Raw genomic sequence first — 12,484 nt, forward strand, 5'->3', positions numbered from 1 at the left:
TCGGCGGAGTTCTCTAGTTTTCCGGGCATGGAAAGCGACTACGCCATCGAGGCGGAGGGCCTGCGCCGCTCCTACCGGTCCCGGACCGGCTGGCTGCGACCACGCCTCACCACGGTCGACGCGGTCCGCGGCGTGGACTTCACGGTTCGCCGCGGCGAGCTGTTCGGCCTGCTCGGGCCGAACGGCGCCGGCAAGACCACCACCATCAAGATGCTCAACACCCTGCTCATCCCGACCGGCGGCACGGCACGGATCTGCGGTTTCGACGTCGAGAAGCAGACCCGGGAAGTGCGACGGCGGATCGGGTACGTGTTCGGCGGCGACCGTGGCCTCTACGATCGCCTCTCCGCGCTGGACAACCTGCGTTACTTCGCCGAGCTGTACGGCGTGCCCGCCCGTGACCAGAGACGGCGCATCGCCGAACTGCTCGACCTGGTCCGCCTCTCCGGCCGGGAGCAGGAACGGGTCGAGGGCTACTCCCGGGGCATGCGGCAGCGCCTGCACATCGCCCGCGGACTGCTGCACGAGCCGCAGGTGCTGTTCCTCGACGAGCCGTCGATCGGGGTCGACCCGGTCGCCGCCCGCGAACTGCGCCAGACCGTGGCCAACCTGGCCGCCACCGGCACCACGGTGCTGCTGACCACGCACTACATGGCCGAAGCGGACGAGCTCTGCGACCGGATCGCGGTGATCGCCGACGGCCGCATCCAGGCCCTCGGCACACCGACCGAGCTGCGCAGCCGGGCCGACGGGCGCCGGGTCGTCGAGGTGGAGGCGTACGGGGTACCCGACACCGCCCTGGCCGCGCTGCGTGACCTGCCCGGTGTGCGCGAGACCGCGGTGGAGACCCGCGGCTCGCTGCAGGTGCTGACCGTGCAGTCGGACGCCCACGTGGACGTGCAGGGCGACGTGCTCCGCGAGCTGGCCGGGATCCGGCTGGGCCGGGTGGACAGCCGCGAGCCGACCCTCGAGGACGCGTACGTGACGATCGTGAACGCGTCATGAGGACACTGAGAATGCTCCTCGTCGGCACGCTGATGCACGCCAAGCACCTCAGCCGGTCCCCGTTCGAGATCGCGATCTCGCTGGTCGTCCCGGTGGTGCAGGCGGTGCTCGCGGTCTACCTGTTCCGCTCCGGCGGCGAGCAGGACCGCCTGCTGCAGGCCGCGGTCGGTGCCGGCCTGATGGGTGTCTGGTCGTCGGTGCTGTTCGGCTCGGGCGGCGCGATCCAGAACCAGCGCTGGCAGGGCACCCTTGAAATGATCATGATGGCGCCGCGGCGGCCGGTCGTGGTGATCCTGCCGCTGACCATCGCCACCGGCATCACCGGCACCTACTCGCTGCTGGCCACCCTCGTCTGGGGACGACTGCTGTTCGGTATCCGGCTCGACTTCGCGCACCCGGTCGCGTTCCCGGTCGCCGCGGTCGTCTGCATCGTCGCGCTCGGCATGTTCGGGCTGCTGCTGGCGTCCACGTTCGTACTGATGCGCAACGCCAACGCGCTGGCCAACGTCCTCGAATACCCGGTGTGGCTGGTCTCCGGCATGCTCGTGCCGCTGACCGTGCTGCCGGTCTGGACCGGCCCGATCGCCGCGGTGCTGCCCACCACCTGGGGAGCACGAGCCCTGCACGAGGCCACCACCGGCGGGCCGGTCTGGCCGTCGGTCGCCATGTGCCTGGCCATCAGCGGCGTCTGCCTGGCCCTCGGCGCGGCCGCCCTGACCGTCGTCGAGCGGCGTGCCCGCGCCACCGCCACCCTGGCCCTCGCATGAGCGGGCTGAGGCTGGTGACGGTCGGCGGCATGATCGCCTACCGAGCCCTGTTCAACTGGACCCGCCCGGCGCTGTTCGTCGGCACCCTCTTCATCGGGCCGCTGTTCCAGCTGCTGTTCTTCGCCTACCTCGGGCGACAGCTGCGCGTCGGGGACGACCAGTTCTTCCTGGTCGGCAACGCGGTACTGACCGCATCACTGGCCTGCGTGTTCGGCGGGACCATGGCGGTCGCCAACGAACGCCGGTTCGGCACGCTGGGGCACGTTCTCCTGTCGCCGCGCAGCCGCACCGCCATCTTCTGGGGGCGCGTTCTGCCGTACGCCGGAAACGGGCTCTTGATCTCGGTCTTCACCCTGACCACGGCGTCGCTGATGCTGGGCCTGCGGATCCCGCCCGGCGCCCTGCCCGGTCTCGCCCTGGCGATGGCGGCCGGCTCGCTGGCCTGCGGGTTCTTCGGGCTGACGCTGGGCGCGCTGGGGCTGCGGTTCCGCGACGTCTTCGTCATCTCGAACGTGGCGGTGGCCCTGCTCCTGCTGCTCACCGGGGTGAACGTGCCGCCCGGCAGCCTGCCGCAGTGGATGGTGACCGTCGGGCAGGGCCTGCCGATCACGCATGCGGCCGAGGCGGCCCGGATGCTCGCCGCCGGGCGCGGCCTCGGTGCGGCCGCGCCCGTGATCGGACAGGAGCTGCTGGTCGGAGCCGCCTACGCCGTCGTGGCCGCGGTGCTGCTCAAGTTCTTCGAGGCCGAATCCCGGCGCCGGGCCAGCCTCGACACCCTCTAGATCAGATCTTGGGGAACCACAGGGCGAGCTCGCGCTCGGCGCTCTCCGGTGAGTCGGAGGCGTGCACCAGGTTCTCCCGGTTGGAGAGAGACAGGTCACCACGGATCGTGCCGGCGGCCGCCTTGCGGCCGTCGGTCGCGCCGATCATGGCCCGGACCACCTCGATCACCGAGTCACCGGTGAGGACCAGCGCGGCCAGCGGCCCGCTCGTCATGAACTCCTTCAGCGGCGGGTAGAACGCCTTGTCCACATGCTCGGCGTAGTGGGCGTCGGCCAGCGACGCGTCCATCGTGCGCAACTCCAGCGCCTCGACGATCAGGCCCTTACGCTCGAAACGGGACAGAATCTCGCCGAGCAGACCGCGGCGCACCGCGTCCGGCTTGATCAGGACGAGCGAACGCTCGGTGGTGCTGGACACGCAGTTCCTCCGTTACAAGGGCAGACACGCGGGAGTTCAGCCTATCGGTACCGCGAACCAGGCGAGCGGCGATGTCCGGACTGGCGCACTTTCGCGGACGCACCGCCGGGTCATAACCTGACGGGAACTACCGGGAGGTCCACAGTGGCAAACCAGACCGGCCGACCCATCGCCCCGGCGCGCAAGCTGGTGGCGTGGATCATCGGCACGATTGCGTTCTTCGTGATCGCACTCGGTCTTGGCATGTCGAGTTCACCGGTCGCGTTCTTCGGGGTGGCGGTGCTGGGCATAGCCATAGCGGTGGCCTTCATGCCGGCGCCGCGCCGAGGTGGGCGCGCCACGGTCGCCGGCACCGCCGAGGTGCGCTCGATCACACCGCCCCCGGTCGCCGGCGCCTACGGCCGCGCCACCATCGGGCTCATCGTGGTCGCCCCCGGCCTGGGCGCTTTCGAGACGACGGTCCGCGAGCCGCGCATCCCGGTCGAGAAGTGGCCACTGCCCGGCGCCACCGTCCCGATCACCGTCGACGTCGACGACACCCGCCGCGTCCGGGTCAGCTGGCGGGACGCCCCGGCACGCCTGGAGGGCGACGACCCGCCACCGCCGCCGGCCCCCGCCGGCCGATCAGAACCGGACGACCTCGACGACGAGGTGTTCGGCAGCGTCGACGAGGCACCCTGGGAGGGCCGGGAGGACGACTGGGACGTCGACACCGACGGTCCGGGGTCGTCGTCCGGTCCACGGGGTGCCACGACGGCGTACGCCCGCCGGACCGGCACGCCCGTCGTGGTCCGGGAGACCGCCGCCGGCACGATCGTCGAGGGTCAGGTCGTGGACACCGACGAGGAGCCGTCGGTGCTCCCCCGCCGGGCCCGACCGTTCCCCGCGGAGACCGCCACGGCTGATCCCATCGCCCCCGAGACCATCGCCGCCGAGACCGTCACCACCGAGACGGCCACCCCGGAGACCGAGACCACTCAGCCGGCCTCCTACCCCACCGGGACTGCCCCCTCGGCCGCGCCCGCGCCGCCGGACGCCGATCCCGACGAGCCGCCGGTTCCGTCGGCCCGCACCGCGCCCGGCCCGGACACCGAGCCCGACTGGTCCGACCCGGAGCCGCCGTGGCGTTCCTCCGCCGCCGGCCCGGCCGCGCCGTCCACCGTGCGTGACCCGGAGACGACGGCCCGGTCCACCACCGCTTTCGTCACGTCACCGGAAGCCGAGCCGCCACCGTCCGCCGGTCCCGGTCCGTTCTCCGGCGCGCGGTCACCGTCCGCCTCGGCCTCCGGCCGCCCGCCAGGTTCCCGCCCGAGCCCACGTCCGCGAGGCGCCACCGCGACGTTCGAGAGAGAAGACCCCTCTTCCGGTACGCCGGGAGCCTCCCCGACCTCAACCGTGACAACCGCCACCCAGTCCTCCGGCACGGTGCCCCCGGCACAGCGCACGTCCACCGAGACCCGCGCCGAACCGGCCACCGACATCGACCTGGATCTGGACCTGGACGGCCCGCCCACACGCCCGATCCCGCCGACGGCGAGCACCACCACCGGCATCCCCACCCAGGCCCGCCCGGCGACGCCCACCGAGCCCACCACCCCTGCCGCACCGGCCACACCCACGACCCCCGCCACACCCGGCATTCCGCCCTCGGCGGCCCCCGAGCAGACCAACGCGACCTACGCCACCACCGAGACCGGCCCGACCACCGCGGCCCGTTCCAGCGGCTTCGCCGACCCGATCCCGCCCACGCCCCACGCCACGGACCCGGTCTCGCCCGCCGGCCGTCGTGCCGGGCCGATCGACCCGGACTCTCCCGCGGGACGATCTTCCGGGCCGGCCGGCCCCGTCTCACCTGCCGGCCGCACCACCGGCCCGATCGATCCCATCTCGCCCGCAGGACGATCTTCCGGGCCGGCCGGCCCCGTCTCACCTGCCGGCCGCACCACCGGCCCGATCGATCCCATCTCGCCCGCGGGACGATCCACGCGGGGCGGTGGCCGGATCCCCGGTCCGACGCCCCCGCCGCCCCCGGCCGCCCGCCGAACTGACGCGCCGACACCGCCGCCTCCGCCGGTGGCCCGTCCCAGCCATGCCGCCGCTCCGCCTCCACCACCGGCCCGCTCCACCCGGCCGGCCGCAGCGCCTCGCGAACAGGCCACGACACCACGCGAACAGCACGCGGCGCCACGCGAGCAGAACGCCTGGGCCCGTCCGGCCCAGTCCGCACCGTCGCCGTCGCCGAGGCCCCAACCCGCGCCGGCGCCCGCGCCCCGGTCCCCGGGCTCCGCCGACGAGCGCTGGGCAGGGCCATCCGGCCCGGTCTCCCCGGCGCCACAGCCAACCACCGGCACGGCGTCGGCCGGGGTTGCGATGGACGAGAGTGGCCGTACCCCGGCGGGCCCGAAACCGGCCGGATCGGCCTGGGCTCAGCCTCGGCCCGCCGTGGAGGACGAGGACCGGTGGGCGCCGGTTTCCGGTTCCGCGACGGTTCCGCCGAACGTGGAGACGCGGCCGCTCGGCAGCCGGACCCGTTTCTTCGCCCAGCCGGGTGAGGAGACGGAGTCGTTCGAGACCGAGTCCGGGGAGCCGCCGGCCCACACGCCACAGCCGCGCCCGGAACCGACCCCGTCATCGGCGAGCGTCACACCGTCGCCGGTGGGCCCGCCGCCGACCGCTCCCGCACCGGACCGGCCGTTCCCGAGCGCGCCGCCACCGGCCACACCACGCACGACCGCGCCCCGGCCCGGGATCGACCAGATCGACATACCGCTCGACAACTTCCCGTTGCGCGGCCACATCCTGCCGATCGACACGAACCCGGAACCGGCACCGGAGGAACGCCCGCAAGCGGCCGCGGCCCGCGCGGACGGCATCGTGGCACCACCGGCCGACGACCCGGGCACCCCGCGTCCGTCAGCACTGCGTGACGGCATCCTCGGGGTGGCGGTGGGTCGGGCCGCGGTCTCACCCGACGCCTTCCCCACCCCGCACCCGGACGAGGTCCCGGCCCCGGACGACCCGGTGGGCCCGGGTCAGGATCGGCGCGGCGGACCCTGGGGTGACTTCAACGGCCGCCCCGACGAGCACGCCGGCGACGTGATCACCGGTTACCCGAGCGCCCGGCCGGCCGGTTCTATCCACGGGGTCGGCATCACGGTGCTCGTCACCGACCTGGACCGGTCGACCGAGTTCTACCGGGACGTCCTGGGCTTCCACGAGATCGACAACGGCGACGGCAGCGCGGTGCTGGCCTCCGGCGACACCCGGCTGGTGCTGCGTACGGTGCACAACCTCGCAGCCGACGCGGGCCGCCTGATCTACCTCAACCTTGAGGTCGGTGACATCGAGGCGGTGCACGCCGAACTGCGGGAGAAGGGTGTCAAGTTCATCCACTCACCGCGGCCGGTGAACCGTGGCGACAAACTGGAGCTGTGGTCGGCCACCTTCCGTGACCCGGACAACCACAACATCGCGATAACGCAGTGGCGGGCCATCCACTGAGTGAGCCGATGAGAAAGGGGCGGCCGGATCTCCGGTCGCCCCTTTTCACTGTCCGAGAATGGTTCGCCGGACGTGCATCGCATAGGCCCAGGTGAGTCCGAAGATCACCCCGACCGCCGCGAGTGTCCAGTGCAGGAACCCGCCGGCCAGCAGAAGGCCTTGCAGCACCGCCCCGGCCGTCCACGCCCAGGTGTGTTTCATGCACCCGGCCAGCACGATCGCCAGCACCGTGGCCACGAGCACCGCCGTGATCGCCGGGCCTTTGCGGTCCCCCGCGATCACGGCCAGTGGCGCGATCGTCAGGAGCAGGACGATCACTTCCAGCGACAGGGTTCCGGCGCCGAGTCCCCGTACCGCTGCCTGGGGATTCTTGAGACCGGAAGGCCGCTGGGCGGCGACCGGGACGCTCTCCTCCTCCGGACCGCTCATCGTTTCAGCAGTTTCCGGGCGTCGGCCACGGTCACGACCGAGCCGGTGATCAGCACGCCGACCCCGCTGAGCTCGCCGGACGCGTCCTCCTCGGCCTGGACGACGGCCTCTTCGATGGCGTCGGGCATGTCCGACGCGACGGTCACCCGGTCCTCGCCGAAGACCTCGATCGCGAGCCGGCCCAGCTCGACCGCGGGCAGGGCGCGCGGCGAACTGTTCTGGGTGACGACGAGCCGGGCGACGACCGGTTCGAGTAGTTCGAGCAGGCCGGTCACGTCCTTGTCGCCGAGCACCGACAGCACACCGACCAGGTGCCGGAAGGTGAACTCCTCCTCCAACGCGGCGACCGTGGCGGCCATGCCGTGCGGGTTGTGCGCGCCGTCGAGCAGGATCGTCGGGGCGCTGCGGACCCGCTCGAGCCGGCCGGGCGAGTCGACCCGGGCGAAACCCTCCCGGACCAGGTCGGCTTCGAGCTGTTTGCCCGGCCCGGCACCGAGGAACGCCTCGACCGCGGCGAGCGCCATCGCGGCGTTCTGCGCCTGGTGTGCTCCGAAGAGCGGCAGGAAGATCTCGTGGTACGCCCCACCGAGTCCCTGGAGGCTGAGCAGCTGACCACCGACCGCCTGGTGGCGCTCGATGACACCGAACTCGCTGCCCTCGCGGGCCAGGGTGGCGCCCATGTCCGCGCAGCGCTCCAGGATCGGCCGCATGGCCTCCTCGCTCTGGAGCGCGGTGACCACGGTGGCGCCGTGGTGGATGATGCCGACCTTGTGCCAGGCGATGTCCTCGATCGTGTCGCCGAGCCACTCGGTGTGGTCGAGCCCGATCGGGGTGAGCACGCAGACGCCGGCCTCGATGACGTTGGTGGCGTCCTCCTCGCCGCCGAGGCCGACCTCGACGACGGCGATGTCGACGGGCGCGTCGGCGAACGCGGCGTACGCCATCGCGGTCGTCATGTCGAAGTAGGTCAGCGGTTCGCTGTTACGCGCGTCGATCAGCTCGGCCAGCGGCGCCACGTCGTTGTAGGTGGCGGTGAACCGTTCCTCGGAGACCGGCTCGCCGTCCAGGCTGATCCGCTCGCGGACCGAATCGAGGTGCGGGCTGGTGTAGCGGCCGGTGTGCAGCCCGTGCGCCTGGAGCAGCGCGTCGATCATCCGGGCCGTGCTGGTCTTGCCGTTGGTGCCGGTCAGGTGGATGGACGGGTAGGCCCGCTGCGGGCTGCCCAGCAAGTCCACCAGGTCGCGGATCTTCTGCATGTCGAAGACCATGCGGGTGAAGCCGCGCTTGTTCAGCGCGGCTTCGACCTCGTCGTACTCGCTCATGCTCTGCTTTCTTCTCGCCTGCCGCCGAGCGACCGTGCGGTCACGCGGCCGGCAGTGCTTCGAGGGCGGCGGCAATCCGGACCAGGTCGGCCTCCGCGGCCGCCAGACGGTCCTTGATCTTCGCGACCACCTGCTCCGGCGCCTTGCCGATGAACGCCTCGTTGCCGAGCTTGGCCCGGCACTGGGTCGCCTCCTTCTCGGCGGCGGCCCGGTCCTTCTCCAGACGGGCCCGCTCGGCGGCCACGTCGATGGCGCCGCGGGTGTCCAGGTCGACGGTGATCCCGCCGGTCACCGCGAGGGTCGCGGTGGTGGCGAAGTCGGCGCCGGGCGCGTCGAGCCGGGCCAGCGAACGGATCAGCGGCTCGTGCGCGTCGATGCCGACGTTACCGAGGCCGGTCAGCGCGGCGGTGACCCGCTGGCTCGGCTTGAGGCCCTGGTCGGAACGGAACCGCCGGACCTCGGTGACCACCTTCTGCAGGGCGGCCAGCTCCTCCTCCGCGGCGTCGTCGATCAGCGCCTGGTCGACGACCGGCCACGCGGCGGTCATCACCGTCTCGCCGCCGGTGAGCGCGATCCACAGCTCCTCGGTGACGAACGGGATGATCGGGTGCAGCAGGCGCAGCAGCTGGTCGAGCACGTGCCCGAGGACCCGCCGGCTGTTGTCGGCGGCCTTGTCGGTGCCGGCCAGGACCGGCTTGCTCAGCTCCAGATACCAGTCGCAGACGTCGTCCCACGCGAAGTGGTAGAGGGCGTCGCAGACCTTCGCGTACTCATACGTCGCGAAGAGCTGGTCGACCTCGGCGACGGTGTGCTGGAGCCGGGACAGGATCCACTTGTCGATCGCGCTGAGCTCGCTCGCCGGCGGCAGGTCACCCTCGACGGTCGCGCCGTTCATCAGGGCGAACCGGGTCGCGTTCCACAGCTTGTTGCAGAAGTTGCGGGAACCCTGGCACCACTCCTCGCTGACCGGCACGTCGGAGCCGGGGTTGGCGCCGCGGGCCAGCGTGAAACGGGTGGCGTCGGCGCCGTACCGGTCGATCCAGTCGAGCGGGTCGACGACGTTGCCGAACGACTTCGACATCTTCTTGCCGAACTGGTCACGGACCATGCCGTGCAGGTTGACCACGTCGAACGGCTGCCTGCCGTCCATCGCGTAGAGACCGAACATCATCATCCGGGCGACCCAGAAGAACAGGATGTCGTAACCGGTCACCAGGACGCTTGTCGGGTAGAACTTCTCCAGGTCGGCGGTCTGCTCCGGCCAGCCCAGCGTGGAGAACGGCCACAGACCCGACGAGAACCAGGTGTCGAGCACGTCCTCGTCCTGGCTCCAGCCCTCACCCGACGGCGGCTGCTCGTCCGGGCCGACGCAGACGATCTGGCCCTCCGGCCCGTACCACACCGGAATGCGGTGGCCCCACCACAGCTGACGCGAGATGCACCAGTCGTGCATGTTGTCGACCCAGGTGAAGTAGCGCTTGGACAACTCCGCCGGCTCGATCTTGACCCGGCCGTCGCGCACCGCGTCACCGGCCGCCTTCGCCAGCGGCCCGGTGCTGACGAACCACTGCAGCGACAGCCGCGGCTCCACCGTGGTCTTGCAGCGCGAGCAGTGCCCCACCGAGTGCACGTAGGGTCGCTTCTCCGCGACGATCCGGCCCTCTTCACGCAGCGCGGCGACGATCGCCGGACGCGCCTCATAACGATCAAGACCTTCGAACGGCCCGGGTACGGTGATGATCGCGCGCTCGTCCATGATCGCCGGACTGGGCAGGTTGTGCCGCTGGCCGATCTCGAAGTCGTTCGGGTCGTGAGCCGGCGTCACCTTCACCGCACCGGTCCCGAAGGACGGGTCGACGTGCTCGTCGGCCACGATCGGGATGCGCCGCCCGGTCAGCGGCAGCTCCACCTCGGTGCCGACCAGGTGCTTGTAGCGCTCATCGTCGGGGTGCACGGCCACCGCGGTGTCACCGAGCATCGTCTCGGCACGCGTGGTGGCGACGACGATCGAGTTCGCCCCCTCGCCGTAGCGGATCGAGACGAGCTCGCCCTCGTCGTCGCTGTGCTCCACCTCGATGTCGCTGAGCGCGGTGAGGCAGCGCGGACACCAGTTGATGATCCGGTTGGCCCGGTAGATCAGGCCGTCGTCATACATCCGCTTGAAGATCGTCTGGACGGCCCGGGACAGGCCCTCGTCCATGGTGAAACGCTCACGGGACCAGTCGACGGAGTCGCCGAGCCGCTTCATCTGGCCCAGGATCGCGCCGCCGGACTCGGCCTTCCACTCCCAGACCCGCTGGACGAACTTCTCCCGGCCCAGGTCGTGCCGGGACAGCTGCTGGGCGGCGAGCTGGCGCTCCACCACATTCTGCGTGGCGATGCCGGCGTGGTCCATGCCGGGCAGCCACAGCACCTCGAAGCCCTGCATCCGCTTGAGACGAACCAGAGTGTCCTGGATCGTGTGGTCGAGGGCGTGGCCCACGTGCAGCGAGCCCGTCACGTTCGGTGGCGGGATCACGATCGTGAAGGGCGGCTTGTCACTCTTCGGGTCCGCGGTGAAGTAGCCCTCCGATACCCAACGCTCGTACCGCCGCTGCTCTACCTCGCCCGGCTGGTACTGAGCGGAGAGTCCACCGGTGGGCCGGCTGTCGGGGGTACGGGTTTCGGTCGCATCGGTCACCCGACAAGTCTACGGAGCCCCCGCGACGGCATCTAATTCGCACCTCCTCCGAAGGATGCCAACCCACCGGAGAACCCGTCACGGCCCCACCCCACCCACCCGGCTCCGCGCCGAGCCGGTCCGACCCACCGCTCCTACCACCGTTCCCACCGCTGTTGCCGCCGCTGTTCCCCCACCGTTCCCGCCGCTGTTCCCCCACCGTTCCCGCCGCTGTTGCCGCAGCTGTTCCCCCGCCATTCCCGCCGTTGTTCCGCCACAAGTGATCACCCATCCGCACCGCGTCGCGACGTGGCCCCGAATCGCCGTCCGCGCGCACCACCGCGTCAGCGCCCGCGAGATAGGCTCGCCTGATGTCGGACCGCGGCCAGAACTCACCCTCCTCCGCAACACCCGCTGAGGATGCCCTCGCCCGCACCGAGGAGCCTGCGCCCGCCTCACCCGCCGACATCGACTCACCCTCCGTGTCCAGCCGCGAGATCCCGGCCTCACAGACCGTCGCCGCCGACCACGCTCCGACCTCACCGACGGTGGCCGCCGACGAGATCCCGGCCGGGGTTCCCTTCGAGCTGAGCGCCACCGACGACGGTGACGCCGCTTTCAGCCTGACCGGCTCCGAGGAGGATCCGCAGGAGTCCCCGCCGCCCCGCACTGCCCGCACCGTCGTTCTGACCAGCCTCCTGCTCGTCTCGCTGGCCGGCGCGTCCGCGCTGGGCTGGTTCGGCTACCAGGTGAACGAGCAGCGCCAGACGACGCTGTCGACGCCGTCGAAGATCGGTGAGCTGACCCTCGACGACAGCGAGCAGGCCACCTCCACGGCGGACTACCTGCAGTCCGCACTCGCCGCCGAGATCGCCCTGGACAAGGCGGTCGGCGCCGTCTACACGAGCAGCGACGACCGGTCGGTCCTATTCTTCGGCGGCACCACCCTGCTGTGGTCTCCGGAGAAGGACCTGGACACGTCGTTCGACCTGGTGGCCGACGACCAGGGCGCGGTGAGTGGTCTGCGGGAGGTCGAGGCCGGCGATTTCGGCGGTGTCATGAAATGCGGAGTGAGCCGTTCCGACGACGGCGACATGACGGTCTGCGGCTGGGCCGACCACGGCAGCATCGCCTTGGCCCTGTTCCCGAGCCGCACCGAAACCGAGGCCGCGCCACTGATGCGCGAACTCCGCGCCGCAGTCCAGACCCGCAGCTGACCCCGCCTCGCCTGACTGCCCTGTCCCAGCCGTGCTCTACAGCCCTGTCCCAGCCGTGCTCTACAGCCCTGTCCCAGCCGTGCTCTACAGCCCTGTCCCAGCCGTGCTCTACAGCCCTGTCCCAGCCGTGCTCTACAGCCCCTCCGACACGCCTTCGGCCCGCCCCAGTCATATTCCAACCCGTTCCCGAATCTTCCGACCCGTTCCCGAATCTCATACCCCGGCGTTCCCGAACCTCAATGCACCGGCGTTCCCGAACCTCAAATGCTCCGGCCCGTTCCTAAGCCTCAGATGCTCCGGCCTGTTTCCGGGCGCCTTAACCCGAGCGATTCCGGGCAAAAGAAAAGGCCCACCCGATTGCCCGGGTGGGCCTTTCCATACGTT

9 protein-coding genes are annotated in these 12,484 nt (G+C 71.2%); 5 read left to right on the top strand and 4 right to left on the bottom strand.

The features are described 5' to 3' along the window. Positions 1-27: 27 nt before the first annotated feature. From ACFO0C_RS46425 to ACFO0C_RS46435, 3 genes are read left to right on the top strand one after another with little or no spacing between them, the layout of a single operon-like run. Positions 28-1,005, top strand: coding sequence for an ABC transporter ATP-binding protein (locus tag ACFO0C_RS46425; RefSeq protein WP_378073283.1), 978 nt, complete (start codon positions 28-30; stop codon positions 1,003-1,005). Further along, positions 1,002-1,772 carry an ABC transporter permease gene (locus ACFO0C_RS46430; protein ID WP_378073284.1) on the top strand — a complete coding sequence of 257 codons (771 nt, stop codon included), beginning with the start codon at positions 1,002-1,004 and terminating at the stop codon, positions 1,770-1,772. The genes ACFO0C_RS46425 and ACFO0C_RS46430 overlap by 4 nt, the downstream gene beginning before the upstream one ends. Beyond that, positions 1,769-2,554, top strand: coding sequence for an ABC transporter permease (locus ACFO0C_RS46435; RefSeq protein WP_378073285.1), 786 nt, complete (start codon positions 1,769-1,771; stop codon positions 2,552-2,554). The genes ACFO0C_RS46430 and ACFO0C_RS46435 overlap by 4 nt, the downstream gene beginning before the upstream one ends. Before the next feature lies 1 nt (position 2,555). Here ACFO0C_RS46435 and ndk read toward each other — a convergent pair whose 3' ends face one another. Beyond that, positions 2,556-2,972, bottom strand: a complete 417-nt coding sequence (gene ndk, locus ACFO0C_RS46440) for a nucleoside-diphosphate kinase (protein ID WP_378073286.1) — start codon at positions 2,970-2,972, stop codon at positions 2,556-2,558. 144 nt (positions 2,973-3,116) lie between these two features. Between ndk and ACFO0C_RS46445 the strand changes: the two genes are divergently transcribed. Further along, positions 3,117-6,473 (top strand): VOC family protein, encoded by a 3,357-nt coding sequence (locus ACFO0C_RS46445; protein ID WP_378073287.1) that lies wholly within the window; start codon positions 3,117-3,119, stop codon positions 6,471-6,473. Between the two features lie 45 nt (positions 6,474-6,518). Here ACFO0C_RS46445 and ACFO0C_RS46450 read toward each other — a convergent pair whose 3' ends face one another. Genes ACFO0C_RS46450 through ACFO0C_RS46460 form a run of 3 tightly spaced genes read right to left on the bottom strand, consistent with a single transcriptional unit; the run spans position 6,519 to position 10,904 of the window. After that, positions 6,519-6,902 (bottom strand): DUF4233 domain-containing protein, encoded by a 384-nt coding sequence (locus tag ACFO0C_RS46450; RefSeq protein ID WP_378073288.1) that lies wholly within the window; start codon positions 6,900-6,902, stop codon positions 6,519-6,521. Beyond that, complete coding sequence (locus ACFO0C_RS46455; protein ID WP_378073289.1) at positions 6,899-8,224, bottom strand: bifunctional folylpolyglutamate synthase/dihydrofolate synthase; 1,326 nt, start codon at positions 8,222-8,224, stop codon at positions 6,899-6,901. Before ACFO0C_RS46455 ends, ACFO0C_RS46450 begins: the two co-directional genes overlap by 4 nt. 40 nt (positions 8,225-8,264) lie before the next feature. Beyond that, the gene (locus ACFO0C_RS46460; RefSeq protein ID WP_378073290.1) at positions 8,265-10,904 is read right to left on the bottom strand and encodes a valine--tRNA ligase; all 2,640 of its coding nucleotides are present in this window, start codon (positions 10,902-10,904) and stop codon (positions 8,265-8,267) included. 350 nt (positions 10,905-11,254) lie between these two features. Between ACFO0C_RS46460 and ACFO0C_RS46465 the strand changes: the two genes are divergently transcribed. Continuing rightward, positions 11,255-12,100: a hypothetical protein gene (locus ACFO0C_RS46465; RefSeq protein WP_378073291.1), complete on the top strand. Its 846-nt coding sequence runs from the start codon at positions 11,255-11,257 to the stop codon at positions 12,098-12,100. Positions 12,101-12,484 lie beyond the last annotated feature (384 nt).

Source organism: Actinoplanes subglobosus, assembly GCF_042650585.1.
Taxonomy (GTDB): domain Bacteria; phylum Actinomycetota; class Actinomycetes; order Mycobacteriales; family Micromonosporaceae; genus Actinoplanes; species Actinoplanes subglobosus.

Excerpts from the sequence above, each read along its gene's own strand:
- ACFO0C_RS46435 (WP_378073285.1), top strand. The coding sequence starts at position 1,769 with ATGAGCGGGCTGAGGCTGGTGACGGTCGGCGGCATGATCGCCTACCGA.
- ACFO0C_RS46430 (WP_378073284.1), top strand. The coding sequence starts at position 1,002 with ATGAGGACACTGAGAATGCTCCTCGTCGGCACGCTGATGCACGCCAAG.
- ACFO0C_RS46465 (WP_378073291.1), top strand. The coding sequence starts at position 11,255 with ATGTCGGACCGCGGCCAGAACTCACCCTCCTCCGCAACACCCGCTGAG.
- ACFO0C_RS46425 (WP_378073283.1), top strand. The coding sequence starts at position 28 with ATGGAAAGCGACTACGCCATCGAGGCGGAGGGCCTGCGCCGCTCCTAC.
- ACFO0C_RS46455 (WP_378073289.1), bottom strand. The coding sequence starts at position 8,224 with ATGAGCGAGTACGACGAGGTCGAAGCCGCGCTGAACAAGCGCGGCTTC.
- ACFO0C_RS46450 (WP_378073288.1), bottom strand. The coding sequence starts at position 6,902 with ATGAGCGGTCCGGAGGAGGAGAGCGTCCCGGTCGCCGCCCAGCGGCCT.